This is a genomic window from Pseudomonas sp. S2_A02 (assembly GCF_054668495.1).
Map to the genome: position 1 here is coordinate 5,250,539 of NZ_CP162776.1, position 17,010 is coordinate 5,267,548.

The window sequence follows — 17,010 nt, forward strand, 5'->3', positions numbered from 1 at the left end:
ATTTGGCGTCATGGCACGCCGTTACAGGCGTGTTCCATGAACCCCGGCCGTAGCGCCAGTCGTTGGCAATAGGCGTCGACGGCGGGGTAGTCCGGGCGCTCCATCGGGGTCATCCGCCAGCGGTTGATCGATAATCCAATGAGAATATCGGCCAGTGTGAAGCGTGGTCCGGCAACATACGCACCGGTTGCCGCGAGTTGCTGTTCGAGGATGCCCATTTTCGCGTTCCAGCCGCGAACGCCATCAGCAATCCGCTGCGAGTCCTGAAAGTTCGGCAGTTGCCGCACCAGCGCAAAAAATGCGTAGCCCCAGGAAGGATTGAGTTCGGTGGCTTGCCAGTCCATCCACTGCTCCACGCGAGCACGAGCCGCCGGTTCGATGGGCAGCAGGTCAGTGTTTTGCTGTTTACCGGCCAGGTACCGGCAAATGGTGTTGGATTCCCACAGCACGCCGGCTTCATCGATGAGGACCGGCACTTGTGCATTGGGGTTGAGCTGGAGAAATTCCGGGCTCTGGGTCGATGCGAAACCGCTGCCCCAGTCTTCGCGTTCGTATGAAACGCCCAGTTCGTCGCAGGTCCACAGGACTTTTCTGACGTTGATTGACGAGGCCCTACCCAAAATCTTCAGCGTATGTCCCATTGAGCTTCTCCGTTTGCTGTTCCAGGTATCCGGAATCTAGCACGCGGAGCGTGGGAATGGTCGCGCGTCAGGTGCTCTCGCGCACCTTCAATTCAAACCCCATATCTTGCACCGGTTTGGTCACTGAATTGCCGGCCAGCAAGGTCAGCATCAGCTCTGCGGAACGACGGCCGATGGCTTCTCGTGGGGTGCTGATGCTGCTCAGGCGCGGGACCATGTGCTCCGATGCCGGCAAGTCGTTGAAGCCGAGGATCGCCACGCGTTCGGGAATCTTGATGCCATTGCGCAGCGCTTCGAGCAACGCACCCTGGGCCAGGTCGTCGTTGCCAAAGAAGATTGCATCGACATCGGGATGGCTGGCGAGCAGCTGCAGGAACAGCTCGCCGCCCAGACCCACCGACGAGGCTCGCGGCGTCAGCACTTCCAGATCCGGATCATACAAGCCGGCCTTTTGCAGCGCGCGGCGGAAACCTTCGCCGCGCAGCAGCGTGCGCTGGTCCAGTTGCGCACCGATGTAAGCCAGACGCTTGCGACCGCGTGACAGCAAATGCTCGGCCGCCGTTTCGCCGGCAGCGACTTGCGAAAAGCCGACGCAATTGAGCCCGGCCGCGCTGTCCAGTTCCATCATGTAGACGCAGGGAATGTTGCTGGCCTCGATCATCCGCCGCGAACTTTCGGTGCGGTCGAAACCGGTCAGCAACAAACCGCGAGGCTGATAAGCCATGTAATTGCGCAGCAGGTTTTCTTCTTCATCACGCGAGTAATGGAAGTTGCCGATCAGCACTTCGAAGCCCTTTGGTCGCAAAACCTGATGAATGGCTTCCAGCGTGTCGATGAACAGCAGGTTGGACAATGACGGCACCAAAACCACTACGGAATGGCTCTGGGCCGAGGCTAACGCGCGGGCGGCGGGGTTGACCACGTAGTTCAGGTCGAGGGCGGCTTTCTGGACTTTTTCCACCAGTTCGGTGGCCACCGTGCTGACGCCGCGCAGGGCGCGGGACGCGGTAATCGGGCTGACACCGGCCAGGCGCGCGACTTCATTGAGGGTGGGGCGGCCAGTGGTACGAGTATTTTTATCGTTTTTAGGGGTAATCATCGGACGGCTTGCCAAACAAAATTCAAGGCACTAAGGTAGCGCTGTCTCGAGGCGGCTGCAAATGCATGAGCGGGGTTTGCCTGATCCTCGCTTTTTGGCATCGAGAACGAACATGCTGCAACCCACAAAAATGACAAGAAGGCGTCGGCAACTTCTGCTTTTGCACTAGAGTCTTACGTAGCAAAGGTAGCGCTGTCTGCGCGCTGAGGTGTTACATGAATCATCCCATCACCGCCCTGGTCATCATGGGCGTTGCCGGTTGCGGCAAGACATGCGTCAGCCAGTCCCTGTGCCAGCTTAGCGGCGCGACCGCCATTGAAGGCGACACTTTCCACCCTGCCGCCAATATCGAAAAGATGAGCGCGGGTATCCCCTTGAATGATGAAGACCGTGCCGGCTGGCTCGATAGCCTGTGCGATGAACTGCGCCGCGTCGATGCCAAGGGCGAGCGCCCGGTGCTGACTTGCTCGGCCCTCAAACACAGTTACCGCGAACGCTTGCGCAGTGCCTTGCCGGGCCTGGGCTTCGTTTTCCTTGAGCTGACCCCCGAAGTCGCCGCCGATCGTGTGTCTCATCGGCCGGGCCACTTCATGCCGTCGACCTTGATCGACAGCCAGTTCGCCACACTTGAATCGCCCGTTGGTGAGCCCCTGACCCTGGCTCTGGATGCTTCAAGTCACAGTGTCGATGAATTGGCCGCTCTGGCCCACCGTTGGTGGCTCGATCATGGCCTGAAACTCGCCAGTTGAGTTTTACTCCAAGAGATAGCGCTGTCCTGACGGCATTTGAATAATTGCTTTCATAACAACAACAAACAACGGAGACACCCCCCATGTTTGGCATGTCCCACGAGTCATTCCTGCTGCTAGACGCAGTGGTTACAGTGATCGGGCTTATCGTCCTGATCACCAAGTTCAAGTTGCACCCATTCCTCGCACTGATCATCGCCGCAGCCTTTCTCGGGCTGACCTCCGGTATGCCGATAGGCACCATCATCAAGGCGTTCCAGGACGGCTTCGGCGGGGTGCTCGGTTTTGTCGGGATCATCCTGGCGTTGGGCACCATGCTTGGCAAAATGATGGCCGAGTCGGGTGGGGCGGACCAGATCGCCCAAACCCTGATTCGAGCCTTCGGCAAGGACAAGGTGCAGTGGGCCATGATGTTCGCGGCCTTCCTGGTCGGCATCCCGCTGTTCTTCGAAATCGGCTTCGTGTTGCTGATCCCGCTGGTATTCATCGTCGCCCGTCGTACCGGCGTGTCGATCATCAAGATCGGTATCCCGCTGCTGGCCGGTCTGTCCGCCGTGCACGGTCTGGTTCCGCCGCACCCGGGTCCGTTGCTGGCCATCGGCGTGTTCGGTGCCGACATCGGTAAAACCATTCTTTATGGCCTGATCGTTGCGCTGCCGACGGCCATTATTGCCGGCCCGATCTTCGGTACGTTCATTGCCAAGCACATTCCTGGTCATCCGAATCAGGAACTGGTGGATCAACTGGTGCGCGATGAGGATGCAGGGGATCTGCCTAGCTTCGGCATCACCCTGATCACCGTGCTGTCGCCCGTGTTCCTGATGCTGCTCAAGACCTTTGCCGATGTGGTGCTGCCGGATGGCAACTTCTTCCGCACCTTCATGGATCTGATCGGTCACCCGATCTCGGCACTGCTGCTGGCATTGCTGCTGTCGCTGTACACCTTCGGCTATAAGCAGGGCATCGGTTCGCAACAGATGCTCAAATGGCTGGACGCGAGCCTTGCACCGACCGCCGCGATCATTCTGATCATCGGTGCCGGTGGCGGCTTCAAGCAGATGCTGGTAACCAGCGGTGTGGGTGATGTGATCGGCCACATGGCGGTGAACGCACAGATCTCGCCGATCCTGCTGGCCTGGCTGGTGGCGGCGGTGATTCGCATTGCGACCGGTTCGGCGACCGTGGCAACCATTACCGGCGCGGGCATCGTGGTGCCGGTGGTGGGGATGATTCCGGGTGTGAACCGTGAGCTGCTGGTGCTGGCCACCGGTGCCGGTTCGTTGATCCTGTCCCACGTCAACGACGCCGGTTTCTGGCTGGTGAAGCAGTACTTCAACATGACCGTGGCGGAAACCTTCAAGACCTGGACCGCGATGGAAACCATCCTGTCCGTGGTGGGCCTGGGCTTCATCTTGCTGTTGTCGTTGTTCGTCTGACACGATCGGCAAACACAAAAAAACCGCAGCGATGCGGTTTTTTTGTGGGTGACGATCGTTCCCACGCTCTGCGTGGGAATGCCTCAACGGACGCTCCGCGTTCGGCTCTGGAAGGGACGCGGAGCGTCCTGGCTGCGTTCCCACGCAGAGCGTGGGAACGATCAATGTGTCAGGTGGTTTTCTGAACCAGCCCATCCGCCCGGAACATCCCGCGAATCCCGCGTACGGCCTGACGAATCCGGTCCTGGTTTTCGATCAGCGCGAAGCGCACATGATCATCCCCATACTCGCCAAATCCCACACCCGGCGAGACACAGACCTTGGCCTCGGCCAGCAGTTTCTTGGCGAATTCCAGCGAGCCCATGTGTGCGTAAGCCTCGGGAATCTTGGCCCAGACGTACATCGAGGCTTTCGGGTTTTCGACCATCCAGCCCAGTTCATGCAGGCCTTTGACCAGCACGTTGCGCCGCTGCCGATACTGATCGGCAATGTCTTTGACGCATTGCTGATCGCCTTCCAGCGCCGCGATGGCCGCGACTTGCAGAGGGGTGAACGTGCCGTAGTCGTGATAACTCTTGATCCGCGCCAGGGCGTTGACCAGCTCCGGGTTGCCGACCATGAAACCGATGCGCCAGCCGGCCATGTTGTAGCTCTTGGACAAGGTGAAAAACTCCACCGCGATGTCCTTGGCACCGGGCACTTGCATGATCGACGGCGCTTTCCAACCGTCGTAGACGATGTCGGCATAGGCCAGGTCGTGCACCACCAAAACGTCGTATTGTTTGGCGAGGGCAATCACCCGCTCAAAGAAGTCCAGCTCCACGCATTGGGCGGTGGGGTTGGACGGGAAACCGAGGATCATCATCTTCGGTTTCGGGATCGAGCCGCGAATCGCCCGTTCCAGTTCGGCGAAGAAATCCACGCCAGGGATCAGCGGCACCGACCGTACCTGGGCGCCGGCAATCACGGCACCGTAGATGTGAATCGGGTAGCTCGGGTTCGGCACCAGCACGGTGTCGCCCTGGTCGAGGGTGGCCAGCATCAAGTGCGCCAGACCTTCCTTGGAGCCGATGGTGACGATGGCTTCGGTTTCCGGGTCGATGTCGACTTCGTAGCGATCCTTGTACCAGTTGGAGATCGCCCGGCGCAGGCGCGGAATCCCTTTGGACGTGGAGTAGCCGTGGGTGTCTTCACGCTGGGCAACGGTGACGAGTTTTTCGACAATGTGCGGCGGCGTGGGGCCGTCGGGGTTGCCCATGCTCAAGTCGATGATGTCTTCGCCACGACGACGGGCGGCCATCTTCAGCTCGGCAGTGATGTTGAAAACGTAAGGGGGGAGTCGATCTATGCGCGCAAAGCGGCGCGGCGAACCTTGTTCGGCCATTGTTGCCTCGGATAACGTAAGCGCCCGGAACCGTCCGAGCGACGCTGGCCACTGCGGTGGCCTGTGGCGGAATGTAAGGGCAGTCGTGGCAAACTGTCTAGCCTGCGCATCAATAAATTTTCCCCAAGGATATGGTCGATGGAATTTACCAGTGGCTTCTTGTTGAGCCTTTCGCTGTGCCTGGACATCGGCGTGGCCAATATCGCGATGATCACGCTGGCGATGCAGCGCGGCTACTTTCAAGGTTTTGCGCTGGGGTTGGGGACCTGTGTCGGCGACCTGATTTACGCGGTACTGGCATTGGCTGGCATGACCGTTTTGCTGCAGTACGAGACCGTGCGCTGGGTGTTGTGGATTGGCGGGTCGGCATTGCTGCTGTACTTCGCGGCGAAGATGATTTATTCGGCGATTCACCATGAAGCGCTGTTGGCGCAAACCCCTGAGGTGGGGCACAACTCGCACCGTCGCGAGTTTTTTCGCGGGATTTTCCTCGCCATGTCATCGCCCAGCGCGATTCTCTGGTTCGCGGCGGTGGGCGGCACGCTGATCGCCCGTTCCGGTGGCGGCGGCGCGCTCAGTTCGGCGCTGTTTCTCGGCGGTTTCTTGGGCGCCGGCGTGCTCTGGTGTGTCGGTCTGTGCTTCGCTGCGAGCCACGGCGGCAAATTGCTCGGTGACAAACTGCTACGTTATTCATACATGGCATCGGCAGCGATCTTCTGCTATTTCGCGGTCTACGTGATCCTATCGGGTTATAACGAGTTCATCGGTCCAGGCGCCATCGAACAGTTGCACGCACTGTAATTGGGCGAATCGGGTTTGGCTTCTATACTCCCAGCCGAACCCACCTTTCAGTACCAGGAGTTGAGTCATGGATGAGCAAACAGGCGTCGAAACGGCCGAGCCACGCTTCGAAAACGGGCACTTCATGCTCATAGCGGGGCTTGGTGGACGATTTACTGCGGATACGACCAAAGCGATCCCCGACCTGTGGGAGAAATTCATTCCCGAGATTGGCAAAATTCCCGGCCAGAAAAGCGAAGTAACCTACGGCATCTGCTGCAATCCGGATGACAAGGGTGGTTTCGAATACATCGCCGGTGTCGAAATCAGCAAGCTCGACGACCTGCCCGAGAAGTACCGCTGGATCGAAGTTCAGCCTCAGAAGTATGCAGTCTTCGAACACAAGGGCTCTCTGGATACCTTGCCCCAGACCTTTCAACACATCTGGAAAACCTGGTTGCCGAAGTCCGGTCATGAAGCGGCGGACGCTCCGGAGTTCGAACGCTACAGCGACGATTTCAACCCGAAGCTCAACACTGGCGTGCTGGAAATCTGGTTGCCGCTCAAAGCCTAAAGAACGGGTCGAGAGGCGGATCGGTGATTCGCCTCTCGATGTCGTCTTGATGCTGATTTATGATCCCCAACCTTTCCCACGCCGATTCCGAGCTGCCATGAACACCGTCATTCGCCACGTCAGCCCCGCTGACCTGGACCGCTGCTATGCCATCGAAACCGTCGCCTACGAAGGCGATGAAGCCGCCACCCGCGAGAAAATCGCCACCCGCATCGCCACTTGGCCTGAGGGGTTCATCGTTGCTGAAGTGGATGGCGTTGCCGCCGGTTTCATTAATTCCGGTGCGGCGTTTGAGGTGGAGATGTCGGACGAGGCGTTCAAGGAACTGATCGGCCACGACCCGGCCGGCCCGCATGTAGTGATCATGTCGGTGGTGGTGCATCCGGACTACCAAGGGCAGGGCCTGGCGAAACGCTTGATGAGTGAGTTCATCCAGCGCATGCGCGCACTGAACAAGGCCAGCATCCACCTGATGTGCAAAGAGCGGCACATTGCGCTCTATGCCGGGTTTGGTTTTGCCTACATCAAGCCTTCGGCGTCCGACCATGGCGGGATGGCTTGGCATGAGATGGTGTTGACGCTGTAACCCGCGGATAGTGGAGATCCATTGTGGGAGCGGGCTTGCTCGCGAAGAGGGAGTGTCAGTCAACATCGATGTTGCCTGACACACCGCATTCGCGAGCAAGCCCGCTCCCACAGGGGCGGTGTTGTCTCAATCGATTCCGACAAATCCCCCGGTCTGGTGCTGCCACAACCGCGCATACAAACCGCCATGGGCCAGCAGTTCGGCGTGGCTGCCGGTTTCGGCGATCTTGCCGTTTTCCAGCACCACCAACCGATCCATCCGCGCGATGGTCGAGAGTCGGTGGGCGATGGCGATCACGGTTTTGCCCTGCATCAGGGTTTCGAGGCTTTCCTGAATCGCCGCTTCGACTTCCGAGTCCAGTGCCGAGGTGGCTTCGTCCATGATCAGGATCGGCGCGTCCTTGAGCAGCACCCGGGCGATGGCAATCCGCTGACGCTGACCACCGGAGAGCTTCACTCCGCGTTCGCCGACGTGAGCATCGAAACCGGTGCGGCCTTCAGAGTCCGACAGCAACGGGATGAATTCGTCGGCACGGGCCTTGTGCACCGCCTCCCAGAGTTCGGCATCGGTGGCGTCGGGTTTGCCGTACAGCAAATTGTCGCGGATCGAACGGTGCAGCAGCGAGGTGTCCTGGGTGATCATGCCGATGCGTTCGCGCAGGCTTTCCTGACCGACTTCGGCGATGTTCTGGCCATCGATGAGAATCCGCCCGCCCTGCACGTCATAGAGGCGCAGCAGCAGATTGACCAACGTCGATTTACCCGCACCGGAGGGGCCGATCAGGCCGATTTTCTCACCGGGTTTGATGGTCAGGTTGAGGTCACCGATGATCCCGCTCTTCTTGCCATAGTGAAAGTCGACGTGCTCGAAACGCACCTCGCCACGCGCCACATTCAAAGGCTTGGCCTGCTCGCGGTCGGTGATGCTGACGGGTTGAGAAATGGTCTGCAAACCGTCCTGAACCATGCCGATGTTTTCGAAAATTCCGGTGACCACCCACATGATCCAGCCAGACATGTTGACGATGCGGATCACCAGGCCCGTGGCCAAGGCAATTGCACCCACTGAGATCAGCGACTGCGTCCATAACCACAGCGCAAGACCGGTGGTGCTGACGATCAGAAGGCCGTTCATGCTGGTGATGGCCACGTCCATGCTGGTGACCACACGGCCGGCCAGTTGGGCTTTTTCAGTTTGTTCCTTGATCGCTTCGCGGGCGTATTGCTGCTCGAAGTTGGTGTGAGCGAACAGCTTCAGGGTGGTGATGTTGGTGTAGCCATCGACGATCCGCCCCATGAGTTTGGAGCGCGCATCGGACGACACCACCGAGCGTTCCTTGACCCGTGGCACGAAGTAGTAGAGGGCGCCGATGAAGGCGGCGATCCAGGTCAGCAGCGGGATCATCAGGCGCCAGTCGGCTTCGGCGAACAGCACGAGTGAACTGATCGCGTAGATCAGCACGTGCCATAGCGCGTCCACCGCTTGCACAGCCGAATCGCGCAACGAGTTGCCGGTCTGCATGATGCGTTGGGCGATGCGCCCGGCGAAGTCGTTCTGGAAGAAATTGAGGCTCTGTTTGAGCACATAACTGTGGTTTTGCCAGCGGATCAGGCTGGTCAGGCTGGGGCTCAAGGTCTGGTGCACCAGCAAGTCATGCAGGCCAACAAATATGGGGCGCAGGACCAGCGCAACCACCGCCATCCAGGCCAGTTCGATGCCGTGTTCCTTGAAAAAATTGACGTTGGGCGTGCCCTGGGCGAGGTCGATGATGCGGCTCAGGTAGCTGAACAGCGCCACTTCGATCAACGCGCCGAACAGGCCGACGATCAGCAGGACGGCGAAACTCGGCCAGACTTGCTTCAGGTAATAGGTATAGAAGGGGAGAACCCGATCCGGCGGAGCCGCCGTCGGTGCATCGCGGAAAATGTCGATCAGTTTTTCAAAACGGCGATAAAGCATCAGTTCTCCGCCCGCGCACGGGCTCTCCTTTAAACGATATGAGCGGCGCCGCAAGCACCGGCGGCCGCTCAAAACTCCCTGTCCAGCTTACGCTCAGTCGATGCGCTTGGCCGACTTGATGAAGACCGGATCGGCTGGCACGTCTTTCATGCCACCGCGGGTAGTGGTTGGCGAGTTGACGATGATGTCCACCACGTCCATGCCTTTGACGACTTTACCGAACACCGCGTAGCCGTCGCCCTGGTCGAGGAAGTCATTGTCTTTGACGTTCATGAAGAACTGGCTGGTGGCCGAGTCCGGGACAGACGTACGGGCCATGGACAGCGTGCCACGCACGTTATGCAGGCCGTTCTTGGATTCGTTCTTGATCGGCGCCTTGGTTTCTTTTTGCTGCATCTGTTGAGTGAAACCGCCGCCCTGGACCATAAATCCAGGAATCACACGGTGAAAAATCGTGTTGTTGTAGAAGCCGCTGTCGACGTACTCAAGGAAGTTCTTGGTACTGATCGGCGCCTTGACCGGGTCCAGTTCGATTTCGATCTGGCCGTTGGTGGTTTCCAGCAGCACGTGCGGCGCCTTGGCGGGCGTAGCGGCCATCAGGTTGGCGGCAAACAGAACGGAGCCGGCGACGAGGGCGATTTTTTTCAGCATGGGTCAGTGATCCTGAGTGGTGGTGTCGACTGCGGTGAGAAACTCGAGCAGCGTTTGGTTGAAGCGTTCGGGTTGATCCAGCGGGGTGGCGTGGCGCGAGTCGGCGATCACCACCAGCCGCGCATCGGGCAGCAGTTTTACATAGGTTTCTTTCAACGCGACCGGGGTGTAGTCACGGTCGGCGCTGACGATGAGGGTTGGACAGGAGACTCTGGAAAGTCGTTCCTGAACCCCCCAGCCAACGATGGCATCGAAGCTGGCGAGATAAGCATGTTTGTCGTTTTTGCCCAGCGCGCCGCTATTTTTTGTCGTAACGAAGCTTGTTCGGGCTTGGGAAACAGCTTGGCACCCAGGGCCTTGCCGATGGTGCGCATGCTCAGCGCGCGCATCAGACTCCAGCGCTTGAACCACTGCCAGTAATCGTTGCGGCTACGCCGTTTGACTTCGGGTGCGCTGTTGACGATGCACAGGCTCTTGAGCAGTTGCGGCTGGTCCACCGCCAGTTGAAAAGCGATCATGCCGCCCATCGAAAGCCCGACAAGATGTGCAGGGCCAAGATTCAAGTGTTCCATCAACGCAATCAGGTCGGCGCTGAACCCGGCGATGCTGTAGCGCTCGCGGGGTTTGTCGGAGCGCCCGTGGCCGCGCACATCCGGGACAATCACCCGATGGTGGGCCGAGAGCGCCGGGATCTGCATTTCCCAGTCCAGGGTGCTGGAACCCAGCCCGTGAACCAGCAGCAACGGCGTGCCCTGGCCATATTCCTCATAGTGCAGGTTGCAACCTTCATGTTCGAAATAGGCCATGGGTACACTCCGTGTCAGGCTTGCTCAGGGGCGGCGAAGGGCGCATCCAGCGGCGCGGTATCGAAGGTGCGCAGCAGTTCGATGAGAATCTGCGTGGCCGGGCCCAGGGGTTTGTCCTTGTTCGAATACAGATAGAAGCTCGGGTTGCGGCTGCCGCCCTGATCCAACGGTAGCACTTTGAGCGTACCTTCCTTGAGTTCGCGCTCAATCATGTGCCGAGGCAGCCAGGCGAAGCCCAGGCCGCTGCTGACGAAGGTCGCGGCGGTGGCCAAGCTACCGACAGTCCAGCGCTGTTCGGCGCCGAGCCAGCCGACGTCTCGCGGTTGTTGACGGCCGGAGTCGCGAATCACCACTTGCATCTGGCTTTCCAGGTCCTGGAAGTTCAGTTCACGGTTGAGGCGATGCAAGGAATGCTCGGGGTGGGCCACCGCGATGAATTCGACGTCGCTCAATTCCGCGCCCAGATAACCGGGAATGCTGAAACCGGTGATGGCCAGATCGGCCACGCCTTCAAGCAACACTTCCTCGACCCCCGACAACACTTCTTCGCGCAGACGCACCCGGCAGCCACGGCTTTGCGGCATAAACGCAGTCAGTGCGCGAACGAGGCGGGCGCTGGGGTAGGCGGCGTCGACCACCAGCCGCACTTCCGCTTCCCAGCCCTGTTCCATGTGATGGGCCAGGTCTTCCAGTTGGCTGGCCTGTTTCACCAGCTGTCGGGAGCGGCGCAGCAGTACGCCGCCGGCCTCGGTGAGCACCGCTTTGCGGCCGTCGATGCGCAGCAATGGCACACCGAGTTGGTCCTGCATGCGCGCTACGGTGTAGCTGACCGACGATTGCGAGCGGTGCAGCGCTTCGGCGGCTTGGGCGAAACCGCCGTGATCGACCACGGCCTGCAATGTTCGCCATTGATCAAGGGTCACGCGGGGCGCTTTCATGTTGAGCTCCTCTTGTCCTAAGCTGGCAGTCCTTATTGGAGGCTGCTGAATGAAAAAACTTTGTTGTGTGATGGCGGGTTGTGCTGTGTTGGCGATGCTGCCGCTGACTGCGTTTGCCTATCCGATCGACGTTCAAAAGCAATTGAACGGCTTGAGCATCGACTACAACTCGTACGACACGGATAACGACATCGCCTCCATTCAAGTGAACAACTACGGCAGCACCGATGCGATCTGCAGAGTGGTTTTCAACAATGGCCCGGAAGCGCCGCGTACCCGCACAATCGAAGTGCCCGCCGGTAAACACAAAAACGCCACCGCCAAGTTCACCCGGACCATCATCAAGATGCGTATCAACCTGACCTGCACCCCGAAATAACATCGAGCGGAGCAAGCCGGCTGGGGCATGCTCCGCTTATAAACGAATTTATCGATGCTTTATAGCAGTTATTTGCGCTTTTTCATCGATATGACTCTGTTTAACCTTCACTCCATCGACCTACAGCATTCTCAGATGGAGGCTACATCCCATGTCCCGCGTTCTGATCATCGAAAGCAGCGCCCGTCAGCAAGACTCGGTTTCCCGCCAGCTGACCCAGACCTTCATCAGCCAATGGAAAGCCGCACACCCGGCCGACCAGATCACTGTCCGTGACGTAGCCGCCAACCCGGTGCCGCACCTGGACATCAACTTGCTGGGCGGCTGGATGAAACCTGCCGAACAACGCAACGACATCGAACAGGCCTCGCTGGAACGCTCCAACCTGCTGACCGATGAACTGCTGGCCGCCGACGTGCTGGTGATGGCTGCACCGATGTACAACTTCGCCATTCCGAGCACCCTCAAAGCCTGGCTCGACCACGTGCTGCGTGCCGGCGTGACCTTCAAGTACACCGAAACCGGCCCGCAAGGTTTGCTCAACGGCAAGCGTGCTTATGTGCTGACCGCTCGCGGTGGTATCCATGCCGGAGCCGCCTCGGATCACCAGGAACCGTACCTGCGTCAGGTCATGGCCTTCATCGGCATCCACGACGTAACGTTCATTCACGCCGAAGGCATGAACCTGGGCGGCGGCTTCCAGGAGAAAGGCCTGAACCAGGCCAACGCCAAGCTTTCTCAGGTCGCCTGAGCCGTTAATCGCCAGATAATCGCTGGATGGTCTAGTGACCTGGCGCAACCCTTCAAGCCTGTACGCGCATCGAACCTCCCTTTGCACTTGTTGCTCCTGAGTGCTCTAGCCCGATTGAACGCATTAGCGAGATCGGGCTTTTTTTTGCCTGCGATTTTGTGAGCGGACACACAACCCTGTGGGAGCGGGCTTGCCCGCGATGGCGGTATGTCAGGCAGCATTGAATTCGACTGACACACCGCTTTCGCGGGCAAGCCCGCTCCCACAGGGTTTTGTGTTGCCTGACTGTTCGCGATGAAGGGCAAAACCCGCTATCGTCGCCGCCATTCGAAATGAGGCGATCATGGGCTATCTACTTTTTGTCACGCTGATCCAGGCATTTTCCTTCAGCTTGATCGGCGAATACCTGGCCGGTCATGTCGACAGTTACTTCGCGGTGCTGGTGCGGGTGTTGCTGGCGGGGCTGGTGTTCATCCCGCTGACGCGCTGGCGTCAGGTCGAGCCGGCGTTCATGCGCGGTATGTTGCTGATCGGCGCGTTGCAGTTCGGCGTGACTTACGTCTGTTTGTATTTGAGCTTCCGGGTGCTGACGGTGCCGGAAGTGTTGCTGTTCACCATCCTCACGCCGCTGCACGTAACCCTGATCGAAGACGCGCTGAACCGGCGCTTCAATCCCTGGGCATTGATCGCGGCACTGGTGGCGGTGGCGGGCGCGGCAGTGATTCGCTTTGACCGAATCAACCCGGATTTCTTCATGGGCTTTCTATTGCTGCAACTGGCCAACTTCACCTACGCCGCCGGGCAGGTGCTCTACAAACATCTGGTGGCCCGCCATCCGAGCGATCTGCCGCATTACCGACGCTTCGGTTACTTCTACCTGGGCGCGTTAGCGGTGGCATTGCCGGCGTTTCTGCTGTTCGGCAAACAGAACTTCCTGCCCGAAGCGCCACTGCAATGGGGCGTGCTGCTATTCCTTGGCCTGGTCTCGACCGCGCTGGGTTTGTACTGGTGGAACAAGGGCGCGTGCCTGGTGAGCGGCGGGACGCTGGCGGTGATGAACAACCTGCATGTGCCGGTGGGGTTGCTGATCAACTTGTTGATCTGGAATCAGCATGAAGAATTGGGGCGGTTGTTGTTTGGTGGGTCGGTGATTTTGATGGCGGTGTGGATTAGTCGGTTGGGTGTACGCCAGCCGGCGGTTGCACACTAATCCCTTGTGGGAGCGGGCTTGCTCGCGAATGCGGTATGACATTCAACATAGATGTCTGCTGACACTCCGCCTTCGCGAGCAAGCCCGCTCCCACAAAGGGATATGTAGTGCTACATGATGTGTTTTTCGGGTTCGGGAATGTGGCTTGCGCCCAACACCGCCGGAAGCAACCCCGACCGCAAATCACCACCGCTCGGCTGCTGATAAAGGCTCAAGCCAAACTCCGGCAATACCGCCAGCAGGTAATCGAAAATATCCCCCTGAATCCGCTCGTAATCAGCCCACACGGTGGTGCGGGTGAAGCAGTAGATTTCCAGCGGAATGCCCTGGGCCGTGGTCTGCATTTGCCGAACCATGCAGGTCATGTTCGGTTGGACCTCCGGGTGGCTTTTCAGATATGCCAGCGCATAGGCGCGGAAGGTGCCGATGTTGGTCATCCGTCGGCGGTTGGCCGACATCGCCGCGACGTTGCCCTGAGCTTCGTTCCAGGCCTTGAGTTCGGCCTGTTTGCGATTGATGTAGTCGGTCAGCAGATGCACCTGGGACAGCTTCAGTTCTTCGTCATCGCGAATAAACCGCACGCCGCTGGCGTCGATGAACAGGCTGCGCTTGATCCGTCGCCCACCGGACTGCTGCATGCCGCGCCAGTTCTTGAACGACTCGGACATCAGGCGCCAGGTCGGAATCGACACAATGGTCTTGTCGAAATTCTGCACCTTGACCGTGTGCAAGGTGATGTCCACCACGTCACCGTCGGCGCCGACTTGCGGCATCTCGATCCAGTCGCCGACCCGCAGCATGTCGTTGCTGGTCAGTTGCACGCTGGCGACGAATGACAACAGGGTGTCTTTATAGACCAACAGAATCACCGCCGACATGGCGCCCAGACCCGACAGCAGCAACAGCGGCGAACGGTCGATCAGCGTGGCGACGATGATGATCGCGCCGAACACGAACAGCACCATTTTCGCTAGCTGCACATAGCCTTTGATCGAGCGGGTACGGGCATGTTCGGTACGGGCATAGATGTCCAGCAGGGCATTAAGCAATGCGCTGACGGCCAGCACCAGGAACAGAATGGTGAACGCCAGCGCCACGTTGCCGAGGAAGTTAAGGCTGGTCTTGCCCAACTCCGGCACCAGGTGCAGGCCGAACTGGATCAGCAGCGAGGGCGTCATCTGCGCCAGGCGATGAAACACTTTGTTGTGGCGAAAATCGGTAATCCAGTGCAGCGACGGCTGGCGACCGAGGATTTTGGTCGCGTGAAGAATGAGGAACCGCGCCACTCGTCCGAGCACCAGCGCCACCACCAGCAGCAACATCAGCGCGAGCGTGGAATGCAGGAGCGGATGCTGATCGAGAGCACCCCAGAGGTCTTGGGCATTGAGCCAGAGCTGTTTGATATCCATGGGCAAAAACGGTTCTTCTGTAGGACGCGACGGGGTGATTAGAGCATTTAAGACGTTCCGGATGACGTTTTGAGACAAATCAGGCAACAAAAAAACCACTGTTTGCAGCCGTTTGTATAAAGAAACTCGGCCTTCGCGCTCGAAACCGTTACCCTATGCAGCTGTTTTTTTGTATTTCTTCGAGGTAGCACCCGTGTTTTCCCAATTCGCCCTGCACGAACGCCTGCTCAAAGCCGTGGCCGAGCTTAAATTTGTCGAGCCAACGCCTGTGCAAGCAGCGGCTATCCCGCTGGCGCTCCAGGGGCGTGACCTGCGGGTGACAGCGCAAACCGGTAGCGGCAAAACCGCTGCATTCGTTTTGCCGATCCTCAACCGCTTGATCGGCCCGGCCAAAGTCCGCGTCAGCATCAAGACCCTGATCCTGCTGCCGACCCGCGAGCTGGCCCAGCAGACCATCAAGGAAGTCGAGCGCTTCGCTCAGTTCACCTTCATCAAGTCCGGCCTGATCACCGGCGGTGAAGACTTCAAGGTCCAGGCCGCCATGCTGCGCAAGGTGCCGGACATCCTGATCGGTACGCCGGGCCGGATGATCGAGCAACTGAACGCTGGCAACCTCGACCTCAAGGAAGTCGAAGTGCTGGTGCTCGATGAAGCCGACCGCATGCTCGACATGGGCTTTGCCGAAGACGTGCAGCGTCTGGTGGAAGAGTGCACCAACCGTCAGCAGACCATGCTGTTCTCCGCCACCACCGGCGGTTCGGGCCTGCGCGAGATGGTCGCCAAGGTCCTGAACAACCCTGAACACTTGCAGCTGAACAACGTCAGCGATCTGAACGCCACCACGCGTCAGCAGATCATCACCGCCGACCACAATCAGCACAAAGAACAGATCGTCAACTGGCTGCTGGCCAACGAGACCTATCAGAAGGCCATCGTGTTCACCAACACCCGGGCCATGGCCGACCGTATTTACGGCCGTCTGGTGGCGCAAGACTACAAAGCGTTCGTGCTACACGGTGACAAAGACCAGAAAGACCGCAAACTGGCCATCGACCGCCTGAAGCAGGGCGGCGTGAAGATCCTCGTGGCCACCGACGTCGCGGCCCGTGGCCTGGACGTGGAAGGCCTGGACCTGGTGATCAACTTCGACATGCCGCGCAGCGGCGACGAATACGTTCACCGCATCGGTCGCACCGGCCGCGCCGGCAACGATGGCCTGGCCATCTCGTTGATCTGCCATGGCGACTGGAACCTGATGTCGAGTGTCGAGCGCTACCTCAAGCAGAGCTTCGAGCGCCGCACCATCAAGGAAGTCAAAGGCACCTACGGCGGACCGAAAAAGGTCAAGGCCTCGGGCAAAGCCGTTGGCGTGAAGAAGAAAAAGGTCGACGCCAAGGGCGACAAGAAGAAAACCGGCGCGAAGGCCCCGACCAAGCGCAAGATCGCCAACCGCCCGAAGACCGACGCCCTGTCGCTGGTCAGCAAGGACGGCATGGCCCCGCTCAAGCGCCGCAAGCCGGAAGCGCCGGCTGCTGAGTAAGGTTGCTTCATGACCCAATAAAAAACCGGACATTGTCCGGTTTTTTTACGTCAAAAGATCGCAGGCTTCGCCAGCTCCTACACAGGTTTAAGCGTGCACCTGTAAGAGCTCCGAAGGC

16 protein-coding genes and 1 pseudogene are annotated in these 17,010 nt (G+C 59.2%); 9 read left to right on the forward strand and 8 right to left on the reverse strand.

Features of this window, described 5'->3' with window-relative positions:
- Positions 1 to 8: 8 nt before the first annotated feature.
- Complete coding sequence (locus tag AB4O41_RS23990) at positions 9 to 641, reverse strand: glutathione S-transferase family protein (protein WP_460144937.1); 633 nt, start codon at positions 639 to 641, stop codon at positions 9 to 11.
- A gap of 67 nt (positions 642 to 708) precedes the next feature.
- The gene (gene gntR / locus AB4O41_RS23995; protein ID WP_460144938.1) at positions 709 to 1,740 is read right to left on the reverse strand and encodes an HTH-type transcriptional regulator GntR; all 1,032 of its coding nucleotides are present in this window, start codon (positions 1,738 to 1,740) and stop codon (positions 709 to 711) included.
- 215 nt (positions 1,741 to 1,955) lie between these two features.
- Between gntR and AB4O41_RS24000 the strand changes: the two genes are divergently transcribed.
- Both AB4O41_RS24000 and AB4O41_RS24005 read left to right on the forward strand, forming a co-directional pair.
- Positions 1,956 to 2,489, forward strand: a complete 534-nt coding sequence (locus AB4O41_RS24000) for a gluconokinase (protein WP_367372632.1) — start codon at positions 1,956 to 1,958, stop codon at positions 2,487 to 2,489.
- A gap of 83 nt (positions 2,490 to 2,572) precedes the next feature.
- Positions 2,573 to 3,925 (forward strand): GntP family permease, encoded by a 1,353-nt coding sequence (locus tag AB4O41_RS24005; protein ID WP_460144939.1) that lies wholly within the window; start codon positions 2,573 to 2,575, stop codon positions 3,923 to 3,925.
- Positions 3,926 to 4,094: 169 nt separating this feature from the next.
- On the opposite strand, the gene alaC is transcribed toward AB4O41_RS24005, so the two are convergent.
- The gene (gene alaC, locus AB4O41_RS24010; protein ID WP_460144940.1) at positions 4,095 to 5,309 is read right to left on the reverse strand and encodes an alanine transaminase; all 1,215 of its coding nucleotides are present in this window, start codon (positions 5,307 to 5,309) and stop codon (positions 4,095 to 4,097) included.
- 138 nt (positions 5,310 to 5,447) lie between these two features.
- Here alaC and AB4O41_RS24015 point away from each other — a divergent pair, with 138 nt between their 5' ends.
- The 3 genes from AB4O41_RS24015 (at position 5,448) to AB4O41_RS24025 (ending at position 7,249) form a co-directional block, all read left to right on the forward strand.
- Complete coding sequence (locus tag AB4O41_RS24015) at positions 5,448 to 6,110, forward strand: LysE family translocator (protein ID WP_460144941.1); 663 nt, start codon at positions 5,448 to 5,450, stop codon at positions 6,108 to 6,110.
- A 67-nt stretch (positions 6,111 to 6,177) separates the two neighbouring features.
- Positions 6,178 to 6,663, forward strand: coding sequence for a GyrI-like domain-containing protein (locus tag AB4O41_RS24020; RefSeq protein WP_460144942.1), 486 nt, complete (start codon positions 6,178 to 6,180; stop codon positions 6,661 to 6,663).
- Positions 6,664 to 6,760: 97 nt separating this feature from the next.
- Positions 6,761 to 7,249 carry a GNAT family N-acetyltransferase gene (locus AB4O41_RS24025; protein ID WP_460144943.1) on the forward strand — a complete coding sequence of 163 codons (489 nt, stop codon included), beginning with the start codon at positions 6,761 to 6,763 and terminating at the stop codon, positions 7,247 to 7,249.
- Positions 7,250 to 7,375: 126 nt separating this feature from the next.
- Here the strand turns inward: AB4O41_RS24025 and AB4O41_RS24030 are convergent, their stop codons facing one another.
- The 4 genes and pseudogenes from AB4O41_RS24030 to AB4O41_RS24045 form a co-directional block, all read right to left on the reverse strand.
- On the reverse strand, positions 7,376 to 9,208 hold the full coding sequence (locus tag AB4O41_RS24030) for an ABC transporter ATP-binding protein (RefSeq protein ID WP_460144944.1): 1,833 nt from the start codon (positions 9,206 to 9,208) through the stop codon (positions 7,376 to 7,378).
- Between the two features lie 93 nt (positions 9,209 to 9,301).
- Positions 9,302 to 9,859 (reverse strand): peptidylprolyl isomerase, encoded by a 558-nt coding sequence (locus AB4O41_RS24035; protein WP_460144945.1) that lies wholly within the window; start codon positions 9,857 to 9,859, stop codon positions 9,302 to 9,304.
- Between the two features lie 3 nt (positions 9,860 to 9,862).
- Positions 9,863 to 10,665 (reverse strand): annotated as a pseudogene (locus tag AB4O41_RS24040) (alpha/beta fold hydrolase).
- A 14-nt stretch (positions 10,666 to 10,679) separates the two neighbouring features.
- The gene (locus tag AB4O41_RS24045; protein ID WP_008069097.1) at positions 10,680 to 11,603 is read right to left on the reverse strand and encodes a LysR family transcriptional regulator; all 924 of its coding nucleotides are present in this window, start codon (positions 11,601 to 11,603) and stop codon (positions 10,680 to 10,682) included.
- A 49-nt stretch (positions 11,604 to 11,652) separates the two neighbouring features.
- On the opposite strand from AB4O41_RS24045, the gene AB4O41_RS24050 reads away from it, so the two are divergent.
- The 3 genes from AB4O41_RS24050 to AB4O41_RS24060 all read left to right on the forward strand — a co-directional run bounded on the left by AB4O41_RS24050 (position 11,653) and on the right by AB4O41_RS24060 (position 13,943).
- Entirely contained in the window at positions 11,653 to 11,982 is a 330-nt protein-coding gene (locus tag AB4O41_RS24050) for a 3-phosphoglycerate kinase (protein ID WP_460144946.1), read from the forward strand.
- 151 nt (positions 11,983 to 12,133) lie between these two features.
- Entirely contained in the window at positions 12,134 to 12,733 is a 600-nt protein-coding gene (locus tag AB4O41_RS24055) for an FMN-dependent NADH-azoreductase (RefSeq protein ID WP_460144947.1), read from the forward strand.
- A 343-nt stretch (positions 12,734 to 13,076) separates the two neighbouring features.
- A complete protein-coding gene (locus tag AB4O41_RS24060; RefSeq protein WP_460144948.1) occupies positions 13,077 to 13,943 on the forward strand; it encodes a carboxylate/amino acid/amine transporter in 867 nt (288 codons plus the stop codon).
- Between the two features lie 110 nt (positions 13,944 to 14,053).
- Here AB4O41_RS24060 and AB4O41_RS24065 read toward each other — a convergent pair whose 3' ends face one another.
- On the reverse strand, positions 14,054 to 15,352 hold the full coding sequence (locus AB4O41_RS24065; RefSeq protein ID WP_460144949.1) for a mechanosensitive ion channel family protein: 1,299 nt from the start codon (positions 15,350 to 15,352) through the stop codon (positions 14,054 to 14,056).
- A 193-nt stretch (positions 15,353 to 15,545) separates the two neighbouring features.
- On the opposite strand from AB4O41_RS24065, the gene AB4O41_RS24070 reads away from it, so the two are divergent.
- Positions 15,546 to 16,892 (forward strand): DEAD/DEAH box helicase, encoded by a 1,347-nt coding sequence (locus AB4O41_RS24070; protein ID WP_090181378.1) that lies wholly within the window; start codon positions 15,546 to 15,548, stop codon positions 16,890 to 16,892.
- Positions 16,893 to 17,010: the final 118 nt, after the last annotated feature.